Source organism: Escherichia sp. AM3, from assembly GCF_032029835.1.
GTDB lineage: Bacteria > Pseudomonadota > Gammaproteobacteria > Enterobacterales > Enterobacteriaceae > Escherichia > Escherichia coli.
This window is the reverse complement of the sequence record NZ_JAVUPQ010000439.1, coordinates 1-784: the sequence shown is the minus strand read 5'-3', so window position 1 is coordinate 784 and position 784 is coordinate 1. Positions and strand designations below refer to the sequence as shown.

Below are 784 nucleotides of genomic sequence, written 5' to 3'. Positions count from 1 at the left end.
ATGAAGGTGTACATGCCCGTATCTGTCATCAGGCGGTCCCAGATTTTCCGGTCGGCAAGACGGGTGATATTCCTTTTCGCTTCTTCCGGCTTATCCATGCGACGAACGGAATCAGTCACGCAGTCTTCAAACCCGTAAAGAAAAATATCACCTGACGCATCGAGCAGAATCCTGCGCGCTGTCGCCAGGCATTCCATCGCCTGCATGAACAGTGCAATACCTTCGTTACGCTGCGCGATGATGCGGTCGATAGCCACAGACGGAATAACATCTGTCGTGCCGGCAGTATTCAGGTCAGCAGTGGGTAAAGTCTGATTCATCACATTGTCTCCTCATCGTCACGACTGCCGGGTCAGCCAGGTCATTTCCCGGAGGAGCGAAGCTCCTTCTGCCGTCCGGGTCTTAGGGTATTTCCCCGCAGTGGACCTTTCCGATGGGGCGTCCGTCACCACGTCACGGGGCAGCTGTCCGGGGGCGGACGCAAAATTTTTTGCCGGGTTTATGGCTAAAAATTTTGTGGACGGTATATCTTCCCCTGGACTGCTGAAACGGGATGTGGTTACTCCAGCCCCCGGAAAGTCCACAGCGGGAAACAGGCCGCAGGGGTGGCGGCGGAAGGGTTGACTGCGCCATCAGGCGCAGTGGCCTTACACACCGTCAGGTGTGCAGGGAGCGCCGCATCCGGCGCGACCGGAGAAAACCGACGGCACAACAACGGCATGCGGTGGTCACTGGTACACCACTCCCGCACAGGTGAAAACAGAGAAAACAGCACGACATACAC

General features: G+C 56.8%; 2 pseudogenes. Both read right to left on the bottom strand.

Annotated elements, in window-relative coordinates:
• A pseudogene (locus RTW80_RS26445) lies at positions 1 to 320 on the bottom strand (DUF4942 domain-containing protein); the annotation flags it as partial.
• Between the two features lie 239 nt (positions 321 to 559).
• Positions 560 to 784: pseudogene (locus RTW80_RS26440) on the bottom strand (hypothetical protein); the annotation flags it as partial.